The following is a 16,149-nucleotide window of genomic DNA, read 5'->3' as shown; positions in this document are numbered from 1 at the left end:
GAGAAGTGAAAATGGGACTCGCATGGCAACAGGGGCCGCTTTCGGCTCACCCGGTCGGGCGCTTTCTGGTCGCCGAACCGCTGCCCGAGCGGATGCTGTTCGCGGAACGTCTGCGGCGCCGGATGCGCGTGCGTTTCAACGGGACCTGGATCGCGGAAAGCGACGACGTCCTGCTGCTGCACGAACCGGGCCATTACCCGGTCGCCTATTTCCCTCGCGACTCGATCCGCGACGGCGTGCTGGTGGCGACGGCCCGCACCACGCAACATCGGGAACTGGGGCGCACCGAATGGTTCACCGTAGAAACCGGTGACGTGAAGGCCGAGCGCGCCGCCTGGCAGCACGCCGACCCGCCGAAACACGCCGACGAAATGCGTGACCGGGTGGCGTTCGCGTGGCGCGCCATGGATGCCTTCTACGAAGAGGACGAGCGCATCGTCGGACACGCCGCCGACCCGTACCACCGCATCGACATTCGCCGTAGCTCGCGGCATGTGCGGGTGCTCGACGGTGATCGCGTGATCGCCGACTCGACAGCGGCGATGGTTCTTTACGAGTCGGGTTTCGCCCCGCGCTGGTACGTGCCGCGCGACGACGTCGACCTCACCATGCTGACGAAGATCGCGACCCAGACGTTCTGCCCGTACAAGGGGATCGCGGAGTACTACGACATCGGCGACCGTGCCGGGGCGGTGTGGGGGTATCCCGAGGCCTGGCCCGAGGTCGCCAGGATTGCCGGCGCGTTGTCGTTCGAACCCGACAAGATCGATGTGTTTGTCGACGACGAGCAGCTGAGGCTCGAGCCCGGCCAGAGTGTGATCGCGCACGGCCTCGACCGGGGCTTGGACATCGGCGAAATCCTGGGAAGGTGACCATGGACCTCTCCCTGGAAGTCGTGGTCATCTCGGTGAGCGACGTCGACCGTTCGATCGGCTTCTATCGTGACCAGGCCGGGTTCCGGCTCGATGTCGACTACGGCCCGAACAGCAAGTACCGCGTCGTTCAGCTGACGCCGCCCGGGTCGTCGTGCTCGCTGCAGTTCGGTGTCGGCCTGGACGCGGCGCCGCCCGGCATCGCGGGCCTCTGCCTTGTCGTCGCCGACGTCGAGGAAGCGCGGCGCGAGCTCGTCGCGCGAGGGGTGGCGGTCGGACCGATCCGGCACAAGGCCTCGGCCGATTGGCAGGGCGATTACGCACCCGGTCTGGACCCGGATCGCCGCGACTACGCCAGCTTCGCCGATTTCGAGGACCCGGACGGCAACCGGTGGACGTTGCAGGAAAGGGGCTTCCCGGCTCGTGCCTAAGTTGTTGTCGGTCAACGTCGGCATGCCTCAAGACCTGGCATGGCGCGGCAAGACCGTGCACACCGGCATCGTGAAGACGCCGGTGAACGGGCCGCGGATGGCCCGTACCCTCAATATCGACGGCGACGGCCAGGGCGATCTCGCCGGTCACGGCGGCGAGATCCGCGCCGTCATGGTCTATCAGGTCGATTCGCTCGAGCATTGGCGCCGGCATCTCGGGCGGGACTCGTACGAGTTCGGTGAGTTCGGTGAGAACTTCACGGTCGAGGGGCTCGCCGACGACGAGGTCTGCATCGGGGACCGCTACCGCATCGGTGGTGCCGAGTTCGAGGTCACGCAGCCCCGGGTGACCTGCTATCGACTCGGCATGCGGATGAACGCGCCCACGTTGCCGTCGTTGCTTGTCGCACAGCGCAGGCCGGGGTTCTATTTCCGGGTCATCACCGAGGGACCGGTGGAGGCCGGCGACGAGATCGTGCGGACCCGGCGCGGCCCGCATCAGATGACCGTTGCCGAGATCGACGCGCTGCTGTATCTGCCGGATCGGGATCCGGATCGGCTGCGGGCCGCGGTGGACATCCCGGCGTTGAGTCCGGGCTGGCGGCAGTCGTTCCGCGAGCTCATCGGCGGCGGTGCCGCGCCGGCCGTGGGTGTCGAGCCGGGGTGGACCGGGTTCCGGCCGTTGCGTGTCACGGAAATTGTCCGGGAGAGTTCGACGATCGTGTCGATACGCCTCGCCGCCTCGGACGATCGGCCGCTGCCGACGCCTCAGCCGGGTTACTACATAACGGTTCGCGTGCCCGGCGACCCGGCTCCCGTACGCAGCTACTCGCTGTCCTCAGGACCGGGGGAGAAGACCTACCGCATCAGCGTCAAGCTGGACGGCCGGGTCAGCACATACCTGCACACCAAGCTGATCGAGGGCGACACGATCGAGGTGGCGGCGCCCCGGGGCGAGTTCGTCCTGCAGGACGGGAGCGAACCGGTCGTTCTCATGTCGGCCGGGGTCGGTGTGACACCCGTGCTGGCGATGCTCCACCAGTTGGCGGCCGAGCACACCGGCCGCGAGGTCTGGTGGCTGCACACCGCCCACGATGAGAAGCAGCAGGCGTTCGCGGGGGAGTCGCATCAGCTTCTCGCGTCGTTTGCCGACGCGCACGAGCGGGTCTTCCTGAGCAGCGACGGCGGTCGCCTCACCGCCGAAGCCGTGGCCGCCCTGGGGCTGCCGGCCGGCGCGAGCGCGTACATCTGTGGGCCACCGTCCTTCATGGACGATATGACGAAGGCTCTCGTCGGCGCCGGTCTTGACCCGGGACGCGTGCACACGGAGCTTTTCGGTGGTCGCTCGGCCATCAACCCCGGGCTGGTCGGTGCGCGGGCGGTCGCCCCGCACCAACCGCCCGGTCCGGTGGGCACCGGCCCGGAGGTGACGTTCGCGCGGGCGGGTCTTTCGGTGCGGTGGCCCGACTCGCAGACGTCGCTGCTCAACTTGGCCGAGGCGTGTGACGTGCCCACCCGATTCGCCTGCCGGACCGGCGTCTGCCACACCTGCGTCACCCCGTTGGTCAGCGGCTCGGTCTCGTACGACCCCGACCCGTTGGAGGCCCCGGCGGCCGGGCAGATCCTGGTGTGCTGCGCCCGGCCGACCGAGGACGTCGTGCTCGACCTATGACGGTTGGTCGTGGGCTCCCCGATGGAGTCTCAGCCGAGACCGTGCGCGGCGACCCATGCGGCGGCGACCGTGGCGGGGTCCTTGCCGCCGGCCACCGCGGTGTCGAGGCTTTGCAGTTGGTCGGTGGTGAGTTGCGCCGACACGGCGTTCGCGGCGTCGGCCATCGGCTGCGTCAGGGCGTTGTTTTTGAAGACGGGTACGACGTTCTCGGCGGCGAAGATGGATTTCGGGTCGGTGAGGGTGACGAAGTTGTCGCGGCTGATCGACGGGTCGGTGGAGAAGATGTCGGCGGCGTCGACGGTGCCGTTCTTCAGGGCCGTCTGGGTGATGCTGCCGCTGGGCTGCAGGGCGACGAAGCGTCCGAACTTGACGCCGTAGGAGGCGGCGAGGGCTTTCGTTCCGTACGACACGGTCTGGAACGGCGCGGGTGCGCCGAGGGCCAGCTTGCTCGCCACCGGTTGCAGGTCGGCGATCGTGGTCAGGTGGTATTTGGTCGCCGTCGCGCGGGTGACGGTGATGGTGTCGACATCCTGTGCCGGGGCGTACGCGGAGACGGCGAATCCGTGTGCGCTCGCGGCTTTCTGGAGCTGCGTGTACACGTCCTGCGGGGTGTGCGCCGGGTTGCCGTGGTTGAGGTAGTCGAGCATGGCGCCGCTGTAGTCGACGACGCCGCCGATGGAGCCGTCACTGAGGGCGGCGGTGTAGACCGGCCGCTCGCCGATGTTGGCGTGCACCTTCACCTGTACGCCCTTGGCCTTGAAGGCGTCCGCGTAGAGGTAGGCGAGGATTTCGCTTTCGGGGAAGTCGGCCGAGCCCAGCGTGATCGAGCCGGGCTGGCTCGGCAACGGGCCGGCGGCCACCGCGGAACCGGTGCCGGCCTGGGCCGGTGGGGCGGCGGAACTGCCGGGGCTGCCGCAGGCGCTCAGCGTGGTGGTGGCGAGGACGAGGGCCGTAGCGGTGGCCAGGACCGGGCGCTTCATCTATGACTCCGTAAGTGTCGATTGCTGGGGTGCGGCGGTGCCGCGGCCGCGGATCCGGCGTCCGCTGACACCGGGCGAGATGACGTAGCGCCCGGCCAGCGCGAAGGCGCCGTCGGCCACCAGCGCGAGGACCGCGACGGTGATGCCGGCGCCGAGCATGGCCGGATAGCCGAGGCTCGGGTCGATGAGATTCTGCTGGCCGTCGACGATGAGCCGGCCCAGCCCGCCGACCAGCGGGGCGTAGGCGGCGACGGTCAGGCTGGCGATGACCTGCAGGGTGGCGCTGCGCAGGCCGGCGAGGATCAGCGGCATCGCGCAGGGGATCTCCACGCGCAGCGCGACCTGCAGCGGGCTCATCCCGGCGCCGCGTGCCGCGTCGGCCGCCCGCGGGTCGACCGCTTGGATGCCCGCGTACGTGTTGGTCAGCATCGGTGGCACGGCGAGGATTACCAGCACCAGTGCCGCGGGGATGAAGTACGGAAGGGCTCCCGGGGCGAGCAGATTTCCGACCCCCGTACGGGAATGGATGTGGGGTGAAAGCTCGACGATCAGCAGGATCAGCAGGCCGAGAGCGGGGACCGCGCGCAGTGCGTTGGCGAACCCGCCGGCGAGCAGGATGCCTTTGCCGGTGTGGCCCATCCAGATGCCGGCCGGGATCGCGATCAGCGCGGCCACCAGCACGATGACCACCGTGAAGGCGAGGTGTTCGCGCAGGTGGGCGAGCAGGCCGCCGGAGCCGAGCCAGTTGTCCGGATCGTTGAGCCAGCGGCCCAGGGAGGCGAAGCCGGGCAGGTCGCTACTCATGGCCGGGCCGCCTTCCGCCAGGGGGTGAGGACTCTGGTGAGGGCCAGGATGGCGCCGTCGTAGAGGAACGCCAGGACGACGAAGAAGATGAGCCCGAGCACGATCGGCGTGAGCGTCTCGGTGCTTTCGCCGAGCGTGAAGAGTTGCCCGAGCTGGGAGACGCCGATGATCGAGGCGACCGAGATGAGACTGACGTTGGAGACGGCGGCCACTCGCAGGCCGGCCGCGATGACCGGGGTGGCGACGGGCAGTTGCACCGCCCACAGCCGCTGCAGGTTGCTGTGGCCGATGGCGGTCGCCGCGGCCAGCAGTTCCGAGGGCACGGCGGTCAGGGCGTCGGTGATCGTACGGACCAGCAAGGCGAAAACGTAGATCGTCAGGGCGACACCGACGTTGACCGCCGACAGGATCCGGGTGCCGAGCAGTTCCGGCAGGACCAGGAACAGGACCAGCGAGGGGATCGTGTAGAGCGCCCCGCTGAGGGCCAGCAACGTGTCCCGGGTCCACGCGTGCCGGGCGGCCAGCCAGCCGGCCGGTAACGCCAGCGCCAGACCGGCGAGCAGCGGCAGCAACGACAGCCACAGGGTGGTCACGGCCCACGACTGGATCTCGGCGTGGTTGTCCCGCAGATAGTCCCACAGTGCCGTCATCGGGTCGCCTGCTCGCGCAGATGGGCGGCCCGGGATTCGATTCGCGCCAATACCTCGGAGGCGGTGACCGTCCCGGCGAACGTCCCGTCCTCGTGCACGACGACGCCGCGGCCGGACGGTGCGGAGAGGGCGGCGTCGAGCGCTTCGCGCAGGGTGCCGCTCTCGTCGGCCAGTGTCCCGCCGAGGTTGAGCATCTCGGGGGTGACCGGGTCGTCCGCGGCGTCGTCCAGCGCGGTGGTGCGTAGCCAGCCGAGCGGTAGCGCGTCCTGGACGACCAGCACCCATCCGTCCTGTCCGCGGTCGCGGGCGGCGCCGCGCGGCTCACCGATCCGCAGGACGGCCTCGTCGTGCAGGGGCAGGTGGCCGGCCGAGGCGAAACCGAGAGCGCGGTAGCCGCGGTCGCGGCCCACGAAGCCGGCGACAAAGGTGTCGGCCGGTCGGGAGAGCAGTTCGGCGGGGGCGGCGAGCTGGGCCAGGCGGCCGCCGTTGCGCATCACCGCGATGCGGTCCCCCAGGGTGATGGCCTCGTCGATGTCGTGGGTGACGAAGACGATCGTCTTGTGCAGGTCCGCCTGCAACTGCAGGAGGTCGCGCTGCAACTGCTGACGGACCACCGGGTCGACGGCGCTGAACGGCTCGTCCATCAGCAGCACGGGCGGATCGGCGGCGATGGCGCGCGCGACGCCGACGCGTTGCTGTTGTCCGCCGGAGAGCTGGGCGGGATATCGGCCGGCGAGCGCGGGGTCGAGACCGACCTTGCCGAGCAGTTCCAGCGCCTGGCGGCGAGCGGCGCGCCGGGTCTTACCGAGCAGTCGCGGGACGGTGGCGATGTTGTCCAGCACGGTGTAGTTGGGGAAGAGCCCGGCCTGCTGGATGACATAGCCGATGCCGCGACGCAGTTCGGTCGGTTTGATCTGGGTGACATCGCGGCCGTCGAGCAGGATGTGTCCCGACGTCGGTTCGACCATTCGATTGATCATTCGCAGGGTGGTCGTCTTCCCGCATCCGGACGGCCCGACCAGGACCGTGATCTCGCCCGAGTCGATGACGAGATCGAGCGAGTCGACCGCGACGCCGCCGTCGGCGTAGCGCTTCGTCACGGAGTTGAAGCGGATCATTGATGGGCTCCTCACGCGGCGGCCGCGGGATCGATCTATCCGCCCAGCTTGCGGCCGGGCTCCGGGCTCTCGCATCAGAGTTGGCACCGGCGCTGGCCCCGGTCCGTCACCGGCTGCGTGACCTGTACCACCGGTCCATGCGGGACACCGGGGTGTACCCCCACAGGACGTACCATCGCTATTTGACAATGATTTTCACCTTCAGTTGACTCACCGGCGTGAAGATCAAAACCCTTGCGGGGGCTCATCCCGCTCGGACAGCAGTGGCAGTGGTGATCGCGGCCTCGCTTGCCGTCCTGGGCACGCAGGCGCCCGCGTTCGCCGCCGGCAAAGTGACAGTCACTCCGGGTACGGTGACCGCCTCGGTCGGGTGGGGCAAGGCCACCACCCAGAAGCTCACCGTGAAAAACACTGGCAAGACCCCGGCCACCGTACGAATTTCCGCTATACCCGGCACGGTCGCACCGGCCGGTGACGGCGCAACCCTGCACATGGTCAAGGAAGCGGTCTCGCCCCTGCCGCATGCCGTGGGCAAGGCCGCGCCGAAGACGACGAGCAACGCCACGCGCGCGACGACCGTCGCCGGTGATGCCTGGCAGACCGCTGCCGACTTCCCGATCCCGATCGCGGACAGCGCGGTGGACAGCAACGCCGGGAAGATCTACAGCTCGTTCGGCGACACGACCGAGGCGTTCGGCAACCTCTTCGAAGACAGCACTGCCCTGTACGCCTACGACCCGGCGGCCGGGGCCTGGACCCCACTCGCGTCCTCGCCCGACATGCGGCAGGACCCGGTACACGGCTTCATCGACGGCAAGCTCTACGTCTACGGCGGCGGTGCCGTCGCGTCCGACTCCAGTGTGGACGTCTACGACCCGGCCACCGACACGTGGTCGAAGGGGCCGTCCGCAGCGCCGCGGGTCTTCTTCGCCTCCGGATCCGCGGTGCTCGACGGCAAGCTGTACTCCGTCGGCGGCTGCGTGCAGTTCGACTGCGGCACGACGGCGGTCACCGCGTACGACCCGGCAACGGACACCTGGTCGACGCCCGCCGCCTATCCGGTTCCGGTCTCCTGGGCGTCCTGCGCCGGCATTCAGGGCAAGCTCTACTGCGCCGGCGGCGTGACCAGCACGAATGTGGCCGAGAGTCAGGCGCTGAACTCCGCCTACGTGTACGACCCGGCCGGCAACAAGTGGTCCGCGTTGCCCGACATGCCCATCGCGCTGTGGGGGTCGGCGTATTCCGCGGCCAACGGCCAGCTGGTGGTGGCAGCGGGTGCGACACAGGACGGAGTGACCAACCAGAGCTTCGCCTTCGACCCGGCCGCCAACGCCTGGAACGAGTTGCCGGGCGCCAACGTGGCGACCTACCGCACCGGCGGTGCCCTGGGCTTCTACAAGGTGGGTGGTCAGGCCGGCGAAACCCAGCTCACCAGCGTGGAGCTGCTTCCCGGTTACGATCAGGCGGACCAGACCGACGTGCCGTGGCTGTCGATCGCCAGTAAGCAGGTCACCGTCCCGGCGCGTGGCTCCGCGACCGTCGCCGTCACCATGGACGCCTCGGTGCCGCAGATCACCCAGCCGGGCGCGTACGCCGCCACGCTCCGCTTCACCGGCGACACCTCGGACGCGATGGCGAGCGTTCCCGTGTCACTCACCATCGCGCCGCCGAAGACCTGGGCCGAGGTGACCGGCACCGTGCTGGGCTCGCCCGGCTCGGCGCCGCTCGGGGGCGCAACCGTTCAGATCGACTCGTGGGCGTCGGACTACACGTTGACCACCGACAAGAACGGTCACTACCAGCTGTGGCTGGACGCCCGGAACAGCCCGTTGACGGTCATCGTCGCGAAGGACGGCTACCAGCCCACCGTCGCAACCGTGAAAATCAAGAAGGGTGACCTCGTCGCGCACGACGTGACACTCAAAACCGCGTAGCCACGCATCCGCGGGGCGGCCATCCACGGTGGCCGCCCCGCGGACCGCGACTTGCCCTCCCGGCGCCATCATTCACTCGGACTTCCCGCGGATCGTCGTCGGCAGCTTGCCCGTTGGCGGTGAGCGAGGTCACCCGCGTACCGGGAAATTGTTGTGATCGCGCACGTGAAAGGGTTATGCGAGTTCTTTTCTCGGCTCCTCCGTCGACCGGGCACCTGCTGCCCGCGCTGCCGACACTGCAGGCCCTGCGGGCGGCCGGCCACGAGGTGTTGCTGGCGGCGTATGGCGGGGATCTCACGGTCTACCTCGGCCTCGGCTTGTCGGTGGTCGACGTGGGTGACGGCACCGCGCTGTCCGAGATGTATGAGCGGCATGCGCCCGGCGCGCGTTTCGCGTCTCCCGGACGGACGCCGGAGGCTGTTTTCGCGGCGCCGGCTCTCGCCAATGCGGCTCTCAGCCGGCGCACGCTGACGTCGTTGCTCGCGGTTGCCAACAACTGGGCGCCGGATCTGCTGATGTACGACCCCTTTCAGGGCGCGATCCCGCTTGTCTCGGCGGTGACCGGAATACCGGCCGTGGAACATCAATCGGGGATAGTCGGCGGACGCATGCTCAGCCGGCTCATCGCCGGGCATCTGCGGGACCTCTACGACCGGCACGGCCTCGGCGCACCGCCGCGCGCCGTCAGCATCGAGGTCGTTCCGCCGAGCCTGCGCGAGAGCGAGGACCACACCCTTTCGGTGCGTGGTATCTCGCCGCACGGCTCCGCGGTGCTCCCGCTGGGGATGACGGCGGCGGGGCCCGGCAAGCGCATCGTGATCAGCTTCGGGACGGTCCTCGGAGCCGAGGCTCGTGACGCCCGGCTCGCCGCGCTGTCGCCGGTGCTCGCGGCGGCCGACGCCGAGTTTCTGCTTCCGGCAGCCGAGGACGCGGATCCTCGGCGAGTGGGCGACCTGCCGGGCAACGTCCGGCTGCTCCCGTGGGCGCCGCTGATCGAGCTGCTGCGGCACAGCGACGGGATCATCCATCACGGAGGGGCCGGCACCTTCATGTCGGCGGTCGCGGCCGGCGTACCGCAGCTGATCGTGCCGCACGCGGCCGACCAGTACCTCAACGCGCGGGTCGCGGAGCAGCACGGCTTCGGGCGGCATGTCGCATCGATCGACGACATCGACAACGCCGTGATCGCCCGCCTGCTCACCGATGACCGCCTGCGTGCCGGGGCAGCGCGGATTCAGGCGGAGAACGACCTGCAGCCACCGCCTTCGGCGCTGGTGGCCCCGCTCGAACAATGGAGCCGGAGCGGGGTGGTCGAGCGATGAGCCGCCGTGACCGGTTCGCGGCCCGGGCGGTGCCTAGCGGCACAAGCTGGGGTGCGTCACGCGCGATCCCGTCATGAGTACAAGCGCTCGAGGCCGACGAGAAGAATGCGATCGTCCATTGCGGCGGCGGCCGTCAGTTCGTCGGTGAAGCCGGCGCCGCCGTACAGCGTGAGCACGGTGGTGTCGGTGTCGTAGCCCTTCAGCCGCAGCAGGTCGCGTGCGGTGGCCAGGCGCTGCAGGTGATGGTGGCCGATGACCTCGCCCCACTTGGCCTCGCCCAGGGACAGGATTCGTCGGGGATTGTTCGACTGCTGCGCGGCCAGCGCCACCACGTCGATTTCGATCTGCGTGCGGCTTGCCGGGTCGTTGACCGTGCCCGATCCGACCTCCGAGGGGTGCTCGGTGAACAGCATGTCACCGGATTCCAGGGTGAATGCCCTGCACAGCGCTTCGAAGTGTGGACCGGCCACCTGGGTGAGGAAGGTCTGCCGGGTCGTGGCCCAGACCTGCTCGGCCCGGTGAATCTCCAGCTCGGCCCAGCGTTTGCGCATGACCGCCTCGTAGAACGTGATCAGCGGCTCCACGATTCGGTAGCGGGCTCGTCCCGGCCGGAATGTGTCCGGTTCACGGGCGATCAGTGCGCAGTCCTCCAGCACGTTGAGCGGGTGGGTGATCTGGTCGGACTTGCGGCCGATGAAACTCGCGATTCCGCCGTTGGTGTTGTTGCCGGCGGCGATCGCCGCCAGCACCGAGTGATACAAGGCAGGGTCGCGGATAGCGGACTCTTCGGCCAGCAGGTATCGAGCCTCCCGGAACAGCGGTGTCTGCGGGTTCAAGATGGTCCGGATCACCCATGCGTCGAAATCATCGATCGCGGTGGGTGCATCGCCCTGGGTGAACTCATGACGGTAGGCGGGTGTCCCGCCGACCACCGCATGGACCAGGACCGCGAGTCTGGGGTCGGTCAAGCCCCAGAATCGCGCCGATTCCCGATGCCGGAAGGGCTGGATGACGAGCTCCAGGCTGGCTCGGCCACGCAGCGGCGCTTGTCCGGCGAGGAGGCCCCCCATCACCGGCATCGCGGATCCGCACAGCAGAAGGCGTGCGGCGCTTGTCCTGCCGCTGCCGCCGGGCCCGAGTTCGCGTTGGATGATCGAGGGCAATGCCGGCGAGGCCTTGGACAGGAAGGGGAACTCGTCGATAGCGAGGATTGCCGGTTGGTCACGGACGCTGCGGAACATACGCGATATCGCGTCGTTCCAGTCTCGAAACGGCTCGATGAACTCACCGGTGTGCCGTGCGAGGGCCTCCGCGAACAGTCGCAATGACTCCGCTTCGGTGGCCTCGGTGGCCGCGAAATACATTCCGCCGGCCACCTCGGTGGCCGCCTGCAGCAGGAAGCTTTTGCCCTGACGGCGTCGACCGCTCACCACGCCCAGCGACGCCCCACCCTGTGTGGCTTCGATCGACCGGGTCGCGAAGGAGGCGAGGCCGTTCCACTCGCGGGTGCGGCCGAATATGCGTTGCGGCTTGTCCATGAGCACGACCCGAGTATTACAGAAGTATAGTTCTGGGAACCATACTTCCGCTCAGCTGGGAGACGGAACTGGGCCGATCGTGACGTGGGCCTTGCCGTTGTTTGCGGACTTGACCCGGATGACTGTTTGCAGGTAGTCGGCGATCGCGTCGCGGTTGCGGGTCAGGTTGTCGATGCGTTCGGTCAGGCGCGCCTGTTCGTGTTGCAGCGTGACGATCATGTCGGGGGTCACGTCGGGGACGTAGATGGTCTGTGGCCGGTCCAGGCACGGCAGGAGGTCCTGAATGATGCGGGTCGGCAGGCCGGCGTCGAGCAATCCCTTGATCTGCCGGACGACGTCGACGTGGCCCTCGGTGTACTCGCGGTAGCCGTTGCCGGCGCGGGCGGCCACGATGAGGCCCTGCTCCTCGTAGTAGCGCAGCAGGCGGCGGGACACGCCCGTACGCTCCGCGAGCTCTCCGATTTTCATGTGCGCAAGCCTACATTGACCCTCACATGGGTGTGAGGGTTCGAGACTCGTTACGTGAAAATCGGACTTCGTCCATCGCAAATCGCGCACGCGGAACGAGTACCAGCTCCTTCCCGGCGGCCCTTCTTGTTGCTCGCGGTGATTCTGGCCGGTGAGTTCATGGCTTCGCTCGACGTGACCATCGTGAATGTGGCGACCGCCACCATTCAGAACGACCTGCACGCCTCGGGGGCCGCACTGCAGCTGATCGTCGCCGGTTTTGTCATCGCGTACGCGGTCTTCCTGATCACCGGGGCCCGGCTGGGGCAACGGCACGGCTACGGGCGGGCGTTCCAGTTCGGCCTGGCCGGGTTCACCGTGTTCTCGCTGGCCTGCGGTCTCGCGCCGGACACCGGCTCGCTCATCGGCTTCCGGTTCGCGCAGGGGCTCAGCGCGGCCGTCATGGTGCCGCAGGTGATCTCGCTGATCCAGCAGACCTTCACCGGGGCGTCCCGGTTGCGGGCGCTGGGCATCTACACCGCGGTGATCGCGGCGGCCACGGTGATCGGGCAGGGGCTGGGCGGGCTGCTGGTCTCCGCCGACATCGCGGGCAGCGGCTGGCGACCCGCTTTCCTGGTCAACGTGCCGATCGGCGTCGGTTTGCTGATCGTCGGCCGGCGACTGTTCCCGGCCGGTGCGGTCAACCGGGAGCGCGAACTGGACCTGCGCGGGCTGCTGGTGCTCGCGGTGGCGATCGGCTTGTTCGTGGTGCCGCTGGTGCTCGGCCACGAGCTGGGCTGGCCGGCCTGGACCTGGGCGTCGCTGCTCGCCAGCGTGCTGGCGTTCGCCCTTTTCGTGCAGGTGGAACGGCGGGTCGCGAAGGAGGGCGGCAGTCCGCTGATCTCCTTCCGGGTGCTGCGGTCCCCGGGGCTGGTCCCCGCCTCGACGGCGCTGTTCCTGCAGTGGGCGTCATTCTCCGGTTTGACGTTCGCCCTCGCTCTGCACATGCAGGACGCGCTGGGCTACAGCGCGCTGACCAGTGGGCTGGTCTCCCTGTTCACCATCGGATTCGGCGTCGCGGCGCTCACCTGGCATCGGCTGCCGCGCCGGCTGCACCGGCTGCTACCGACGTGGGGACTGGTGGTCATCGCTCTCACCGACGCCGGCACGGGGCTGCTGCTGCGTGACGGTCACGGTGTGGGGGTGGCGACGATGGTCGTGCTCGTGCTGCTCGCCATGGCCTCCGGATGCACGTACGGCCCGCTGTTCAATCGGGGGCTGAGCCACGTCGACACCGCGGACGCGGCGGACGGGAGCGGCGTCCTGATCACGATTATTCAGCTCGGCCAGGTGGTGGGTATCTCGCTGCCCGGCACGTTGTTTCTCAGCCGCGTCTCTTTCCCGGCGTCGGCGGTCACCTCCGGGCACGCTCTGGCCGTCACCGGAATCGCCGTGGCGGGGGCCGCTCTGGTGGGTGCCGGCTTCGCGCACCGCACCCGGCGGGTGGTGCCGAACTGATCCCGAGCCGGGCAGGAAATGCCCCAGGCCGTGCAAAGAATGTCTTCGTGCACCCCGCCCGGCGATGCTGTGCTTCAGGAATCAGATCCTGACACGCTGCTAAAGGGGAAGCAATGCCGGCCAACCGTTCGCAGTTCTATATCGACATCGCGTCCGGGCCGTTCTACGGGTTCAACCGGCCCGGTGCCGAGCCGTCCGAGGCGCTGATCCAAAATTGGTGGCGCCAAGGCATGATGGGTGCCGCGAACGCCGCGTACGAGGGCGTGGTGGCCTTTTAGGAAACCTCTTCAAGTCCTGACCGAGCCCCCTCAGCGGCGCCGGGCCCATCGCGTACCCCTCCACGCGAAGGCCCGGCGCCGCGAACTTTCGCTTCTGACCGACGTTGACCCGGGCGTGAGCGGTCATCGTGTGGACATCGACGACATCCGGCGGGTTCTGATCCACGCCATCGCGCGTGAGCTGGAGATATCGCCGGACGACGTCCGGACCGATGTCACCTTCACCGATCTGGGCGTCGACTCGGTCACCATGATTGAACTGGTCATCGACCTGAAAGAGGCGTTCGGGCGGGCAGGCCTGACGCCGAGCCTGCTGGCCGAGAACCCCACCATCGACGCGACGGCTCGCGCCGTCGTCAGCCTGCGGTCACCGGCCGACGACGAGGCCGGGTGACGGCGCGGGGCTCTCGAGGATCGGGTGCGTCGGGCGCAGGACGAAGTCGTACAGGCAAACCGCGACGAAACCGCCGACGACCGGGCCCACCAGGTACGCCCACCAGCTCGTCCACTGGCCGGCGACGAGCATCGGACCCAACGCCCGTGCCGGGTTCACGCCGGCACCGGTCGCCGGCCCGCTGATGTAGATGCAGACGCCGAGAGCGAATCCTATGCAGACGGCGGCGGATGCCCGTGAGACACGCGGGTCGGTGGCCACGGCATAGACCACGCAGACCAGGATGAAGGTCATCACGGCCTCGATGCCGAGCGTGCGCAGTGCACCCACGGCCGGGACGGGGGCGCCGAGCAGTGCGCGGTCGCGTCCCCGATCGCCGTACATGATCCAGACGATGAGGGCCGCCACGATGGAGCCGAGGAACTGGGCGATCAGGTATGCCGGGACGGCCCGCCAGGGGAACCGGTTGCGCACGGCGAGGGCGATGGTCACCGCCGGGTTCACGTGTGCGCCGGTGACGTGCCCGAATCCCGCGATCACGGCGGCCAGCGCTAAAGCGCCCGCCATCGGGATCGCGGCGGAACTGTAGGCGGGCCCGGCCACCGGCTTGGCCAGCGCGGCCGCGACGGCGGTCGCGGTGATCGCGAGGACCAGGATGAACGTCCCGACGAATTCGCCGACGGCGGCGCGCAGGGTGTTGCTGAACGGATGGCCGAACAGGCCCGCCGGTTGGTTGTCGGTCATGAGGCACCTTTCGGACGTTGCGGAAGCGGCACGGCGTTGAAGATGTTCTGCGGGTCGTAGGTGGCCTTGGCGGCCAGCAGCCGGGCGGTGTTGGCGCCGAAGGTGTCCGCGGCCCGGTCGGTCTCGTCGGGGCCGAGGAGGTTGACGTAGCCGCCGGGCAGAGCGTGTTCGGCGAGCGCGTCGGCGGTGTGCTCGACCCACCGGCGGTGTTCGTCCGCGCGCGGATCGCCGGGCTCCCACGAGCCGATGATCTCGACCATGTAATGCGGCACGCGCAGCGCGAAGGCGGTCGCGTCCGCGGGCACGCGCGCGGCCGCGCCGCGGAAGGAGTGCAGCGGAAGCGTCGAGAACGGCGAGGTCCGCCCATTGCCGGCCGCGAGCAGCGTCGCCACGACGTCGTCGGAGAACCCGGCGACGGTGCGGGTGCGCAGCCGGTAGTGGCGGCCGGGCGGCGCGATGGTGTCGACGAAGCCGATCATCGCGGACCACGGGACCGGGCCGATCTGCGAGGCGAATACCGTGCCGAGGCTGCGGAGCCGGTCCAGGTACGGTTCGCCGGCCGCGTGCTCGCCCAGCCACGTGGGCGAGACCAGGATGGCCGGGTCGCCCTCGGGCGAGGTGATGAAGGCGCTGTCGACCAGCAGGTCCTCCGGCGCGTCGGCGACGATGTCCTCGATGCCGTGCCACACCTGGGCGGCCTGGTGCGGGCCGAAGATCAGGAATCCGGACAGCGCGGTCTCGAGCGTGTGCATCCGCATTTCCAGGGACGTGACGACCCCGAAGTTCCCGCCGCCGCCCTTGATCGCCCACAGCAGATCCGGCTCGGTGGTCGCGTCGGCGGTCACGAGCCGGCCATCGGCCAGCACGACCTGCGCCGAGATCACATTGTCGAGGGCCAGCCCGTATTTGGCCGCCCCCGGGCCGTAGCCACCGCCCATGGCGAAACCGGCCATGCCGACGGTGGCCGACGTGCCGGTGGCCGTGACCAACCCGTGCGGGGCGCCCGCGCCGATCACGTCGCCCGCGGTGGCGCCGCCGCCGACCGTGGCGGTGCGGGTCGCCGGTTGCACGTCGACCTGCCGCATTCCGGCCAGGTCGATGACCAGGCCGCCCGGGACGCCCGCGGATCGCCCGGCCCAGTCGTGCCCGCCGCCCTTGACCGAGAGGGGCACGCCGGCCTCGCGAGCGGCGCGCACCGCGTACTGAACCTCGATGGCCGACCCGCTTCGAACGATCATCGCCGGTGCGGCATCGACCGCGCCGTTCCACACGCGTGCTGCTTCCTGGAATCGGCTGTCGCCGGGGCTGAGGATGTGCTCGGCGTCAATGTCGCCGGACAGGATTCGGTTCAGGCGGGCCGTGGCTTCGGACCACGAATTCAAGTCAGTCACACTGACCAGACGAAAGTCTCCGGCACCTATTCACGGGACTTCGGTGGGTCAAATCA

Annotated in this window: 15 protein-coding genes and 1 pseudogene; 8 read left to right on the top strand and 8 right to left on the bottom strand. The window is 69.0% G+C overall.

Features of this window, described 5'->3' with window-relative positions:
- Positions 1-11: 11 nt before the first annotated feature.
- From HH310_RS02735 to HH310_RS02725, 3 genes are read left to right on the top strand one after another with little or no spacing between them, the layout of a single operon-like run.
- On the top strand, positions 12-872 hold the full coding sequence (locus HH310_RS02735) for a DUF427 domain-containing protein (RefSeq protein ID WP_169173734.1): 861 nt from the start codon (positions 12-14) through the stop codon (positions 870-872).
- Positions 873-874: 2 nt separating this feature from the next.
- Positions 875-1,303: a VOC family protein gene (locus tag HH310_RS02730; RefSeq protein ID WP_169173733.1), complete on the top strand. Its 429-nt coding sequence runs from the start codon at positions 875-877 to the stop codon at positions 1,301-1,303.
- Positions 1,296-2,975 (top strand): MOSC and FAD-binding oxidoreductase domain-containing protein, encoded by a 1,680-nt coding sequence (locus tag HH310_RS02725; RefSeq protein ID WP_169173732.1) that lies wholly within the window; start codon positions 1,296-1,298, stop codon positions 2,973-2,975. Before HH310_RS02730 ends, HH310_RS02725 begins: the two co-directional genes overlap by 8 nt.
- 29 nt (positions 2,976-3,004) lie before the next feature.
- On the opposite strand, the gene HH310_RS02720 is transcribed toward HH310_RS02725, so the two are convergent.
- From HH310_RS02720 to HH310_RS02705, 4 genes are read right to left on the bottom strand one after another with little or no spacing between them, the layout of a single operon-like run.
- A complete protein-coding gene (locus HH310_RS02720; protein WP_169173731.1) occupies positions 3,005-3,955 on the bottom strand; it encodes an ABC transporter substrate-binding protein in 951 nt (316 codons plus the stop codon).
- On the bottom strand, positions 3,956-4,759 hold the full coding sequence (locus HH310_RS02715; protein WP_169173730.1) for an ABC transporter permease: 804 nt from the start codon (positions 4,757-4,759) through the stop codon (positions 3,956-3,958). It lies immediately after the preceding gene.
- Positions 4,756-5,409 carry an ABC transporter permease gene (locus tag HH310_RS02710; protein WP_169173729.1) on the bottom strand — a complete coding sequence of 218 codons (654 nt, stop codon included), beginning with the start codon at positions 5,407-5,409 and terminating at the stop codon, positions 4,756-4,758. Before HH310_RS02710 ends, HH310_RS02715 begins: the two co-directional genes overlap by 4 nt.
- Positions 5,406-6,527: an ABC transporter ATP-binding protein gene (locus HH310_RS02705; RefSeq protein WP_169173728.1), complete on the bottom strand. Its 1,122-nt coding sequence runs from the start codon at positions 6,525-6,527 to the stop codon at positions 5,406-5,408. The genes HH310_RS02710 and HH310_RS02705 overlap by 4 nt, the downstream gene beginning before the upstream one ends.
- A 269-nt stretch (positions 6,528-6,796) precedes the next feature.
- Here HH310_RS02705 and HH310_RS02700 point away from each other — a divergent pair, with 269 nt between their 5' ends.
- Together HH310_RS02700 and HH310_RS02695 are read left to right on the top strand one after the other, a co-directional pair.
- Positions 6,797-8,461, top strand: a complete 1,665-nt coding sequence (locus HH310_RS02700; protein ID WP_169173727.1) for a kelch repeat-containing protein — start codon at positions 6,797-6,799, stop codon at positions 8,459-8,461.
- A gap of 176 nt (positions 8,462-8,637) precedes the next feature.
- Positions 8,638-9,783: a glycosyltransferase gene (locus tag HH310_RS02695; RefSeq protein ID WP_169173726.1), complete on the top strand. Its 1,146-nt coding sequence runs from the start codon at positions 8,638-8,640 to the stop codon at positions 9,781-9,783.
- A 71-nt stretch (positions 9,784-9,854) separates the two neighbouring features.
- On the opposite strand, the gene HH310_RS02690 is transcribed toward HH310_RS02695, so the two are convergent.
- Both HH310_RS02690 and HH310_RS02685 read right to left on the bottom strand, forming a co-directional pair.
- Positions 9,855-11,321, bottom strand: a complete 1,467-nt coding sequence (locus HH310_RS02690; protein ID WP_169173825.1) for an ATP-binding protein — start codon at positions 11,319-11,321, stop codon at positions 9,855-9,857.
- 51 nt (positions 11,322-11,372) lie between these two features.
- A complete protein-coding gene (locus HH310_RS02685; RefSeq protein ID WP_169173725.1) occupies positions 11,373-11,789 on the bottom strand; it encodes a MerR family transcriptional regulator in 417 nt (138 codons plus the stop codon).
- A gap of 54 nt (positions 11,790-11,843) precedes the next feature.
- Between HH310_RS02685 and HH310_RS02680 the strand changes: the two genes are divergently transcribed.
- The 3 genes and pseudogenes from HH310_RS02680 (at position 11,844) to HH310_RS02670 (ending at position 13,958) form a co-directional block, all read left to right on the top strand.
- On the top strand, positions 11,844-13,286 hold the full coding sequence (locus HH310_RS02680) for an MFS transporter (RefSeq protein ID WP_312033779.1): 1,443 nt from the start codon (positions 11,844-11,846) through the stop codon (positions 13,284-13,286).
- 122 nt (positions 13,287-13,408) lie between these two features.
- A pseudogene (locus HH310_RS02675) lies at positions 13,409-13,561 on the top strand (alpha/beta hydrolase); the annotation flags it as partial.
- 118 nt (positions 13,562-13,679) lie between these two features.
- Positions 13,680-13,958 carry an acyl carrier protein gene (locus HH310_RS02670; RefSeq protein WP_169173723.1) on the top strand — a complete coding sequence of 93 codons (279 nt, stop codon included), beginning with the start codon at positions 13,680-13,682 and terminating at the stop codon, positions 13,956-13,958.
- On the opposite strand, the gene HH310_RS02665 is transcribed toward HH310_RS02670, so the two are convergent.
- Both HH310_RS02665 and HH310_RS02660 read right to left on the bottom strand, forming a co-directional pair.
- The gene (locus HH310_RS02665; protein WP_169173722.1) at positions 13,932-14,702 is read right to left on the bottom strand and encodes an MIP/aquaporin family protein; all 771 of its coding nucleotides are present in this window, start codon (positions 14,700-14,702) and stop codon (positions 13,932-13,934) included. The two genes, HH310_RS02670 and HH310_RS02665, sit on opposite strands and share 27 nt — an antisense overlap.
- Positions 14,699-16,093 carry an FAD-binding oxidoreductase gene (locus HH310_RS02660; RefSeq protein WP_211191627.1) on the bottom strand — a complete coding sequence of 465 codons (1,395 nt, stop codon included), beginning with the start codon at positions 16,091-16,093 and terminating at the stop codon, positions 14,699-14,701. Before HH310_RS02660 ends, HH310_RS02665 begins: the two co-directional genes overlap by 4 nt.
- Between the last annotated feature and the right edge of the window lie 56 nt (positions 16,094-16,149).

This window comes from Actinoplanes sp. TBRC 11911, assembly GCF_012933445.1.
Classification (GTDB): Bacteria; Actinomycetota; Actinomycetes; order Mycobacteriales; family Micromonosporaceae; genus Actinoplanes.
This window is presented reverse-complemented; position numbering and strand designations above follow the sequence as displayed.